General features: G+C 60.1%; 2 protein-coding genes. Both read left to right on the top strand.

All coding sequences use genetic code 11. The features are described from left to right. Nucleotides 1-242, top strand: a 242-nt coding sequence (locus H5U08_RS16040) for a hypothetical protein (RefSeq protein WP_297035337.1), incomplete at its 5' end; no start/stop codon positions are given. A gap of 20 nt (nt 243-262) precedes the next feature. Then, on the top strand, nt 263-2,331 hold a 2,069-nt coding region (gene priA / locus H5U08_RS16035; protein ID WP_297035334.1), incomplete at its 3' end, for a primosomal protein N'.

Raw genomic sequence — 2,331 nt, 5'->3', positions numbered from 1 at the left:
CTCGCTCTTCTCATCCGCGCGTCTACGTGGAACGGTTCGGCAAGCGGTATTTCACTGTCTTCAATGACACGCCGGAGAAAGCACGAGTGGTGATCACTTTCGATCCTGCCGTCGAGACTGGTCTATCCGCTCGGGAACTCCTGCGGGGAACGACACTTCCCATTCACAACCATCAGGTGGAACTCAGCCTGGGCGGAGAGGAAGTCGCAGTCCTGGATGTGTTTGCTGGTCAACCGAATTGACGCCGGATACAGTGAGAAACGTGAAACAGCTTTCGCTATTTTCCGGCTTCGAAGAGACTTCGCCGGCGAAGCGCGTCCTGGTGGCCAAAGTCGTGTTCGAGTCCGGTCCCGAGGGGGTTTTCGACTATCGGGTTCCCAAATCATTTGTTGGAAAAATTGCTCCCGGCCAGCGGATCCGCGTACCGCTGGGAAAATCGAACCGCTCTGTGGTGGGTTACTGTCTTGAAATTTCCGAACAGGCCGACACCCCACAACTGAAAGACATCGCGAGTCTCATCGATGAGGCGCCCCTGCTCACGCCCGCTCTGTTGCAACTGGCCCAGTGGATGGCGGAATATTACCTCTGCCCTTTGGGGACTGTTCTGGAGACGGTCATACCGGCGTGCGTGCGCAACCAGGCAGGCACACGTCTGGTTGCACATTATCGCCTGGCAGCCCGTGCCGATGCGTTACCCTCGCTCACCCAGAAGCAGATCAGGGTGGTAACCGCTCTTCTGCAGGCGCCCGGTCAACGGCTCTCGCGTGACGAACTCACCCGAAACGCCGGCTGCACGACGGCCGTTCTCGACAATCTTGTCAAGCGTGGAATCCTGGTCAAAGAAATGGCAAGGATTCGGCACAGCGAACCGGTGGCCACTACTCTTCCGCGGCAAGACAGGTTGGTTCTCAATCACCAGCAACGGGAGGCGCTGGAGATCATCCTCGGGGCGGTGCGATGTGGCGAATATCGGGGCGTTCTCATTTACGGTGTGACGGGGAGCGGTAAGACCGAAGTCTATATCCAGGCCATTGAGCACGTGGTGGAACAGGGCAAGCAAGCCATCGTGCTCGTCCCCGAAATCAGTCTCACCCCGCAGACCGTGGAACGCTTCCGCAGCCGATTCGACCACGTTGCCGTCCTCCACAGTCATCTCACGGATGCCGAGCGTGCCGCCCAGTGGGACTGGATTGCTTCCGGACAGGTGCAAGTCGTCGTGGGCGCCCGAAGTGCCGTCTTTGCTCCCACGCCGAGGCTGGGTCTCATCGTGATGGACGAAGAACATGAAACTTCCTTCAAGCAGGAAGCCGCCCCCCGCTATCATGCCCGCGATGTGGCCCTCCGCCGTGCCCGCATCGAGCAGATTCCCCTCGTTCTGGGGTCTGCAACTCCGTCCCTGGAAAGCTGGCATCGGGCCCAGCAGGGGGAGCTCACGCTTATCCGCTTGCCTGAGCGCATCGGCGGCCGAACGCTGCCGGCCGTTAAGCCGATCGACCTTCGTCAACCTAAACACGGTCGAGCAAGCCGTGGCGTGATCACGCGACAACTGCACGTGGCCATTCACGAAGCCTTGGAAAACGGCGGGCAGGTGATTCTGCTTCTGAATCGGCGGGGGTTCGCGACACATGTGCAGTGTTCGGCCTGCGGTTATGTCCTGATGTGTCCGGATTGCGAGATTGCCTTGACACACCACCGCAGTTTCGGCAAGGTGCTGTGCCACTATTGCGGTCATGAGGCACCCTCGCCAAACGCCTGTCCCGAGTGTCAATCGGTAGCCATCCGGTTCAGCGGAGTCGGGACGGAACGCCTCGAGGCCGAGGTCAAGGCGAGGTTTCCTGAAGCCACATGCCTGCGGATGGACGCCGATTCCATGCGAAGCCGCGAAGCCTATGAGCGGGCATTCCGCCTCTTCCGTGAGGGCAAGATCCAGATCCTTTTGGGGACCCAGATGATTGCCAAGGGACTGGACTTTCCCAATGTAACACTCGTGGGCGTAGTCAATGCTGATACGGCCCTCCACTTTCCTGACTTTCGTGCGGCGGAGCGGACGTTTCAATTGGTAACCCAGGTAGCAGGGCGGACCGGCCGGGGGCCACACGGCGGCCTCGTGCTCGTTCAGACCTTCAGTCCCGAACATTTCGCCATCCAATCGGCGGTGCGGCACGACTTCGAGGGGTTCGCTGCTCAGGAACTCCCCATCCGAACAGCGTTCGGTTATCCGCCGATCACCAGGCTGGTCCGGCTGATCATCTCGGCCGAGAAAGAACTTGAAGCGGCCGGCTGGGCGGAGCGGGTGGCTCGGTCGATTGCAGAATCCGTTGCGCAAACAGG

This window comes from Thermogutta sp. (assembly GCF_014359955.1).
GTDB lineage: Bacteria > Planctomycetota > Planctomycetia > Pirellulales > Thermoguttaceae > Thermogutta.
The sequence above is the reverse complement of the archived record's forward strand: the minus strand, read 5'-3'. Positions and strand labels throughout refer to the sequence as shown.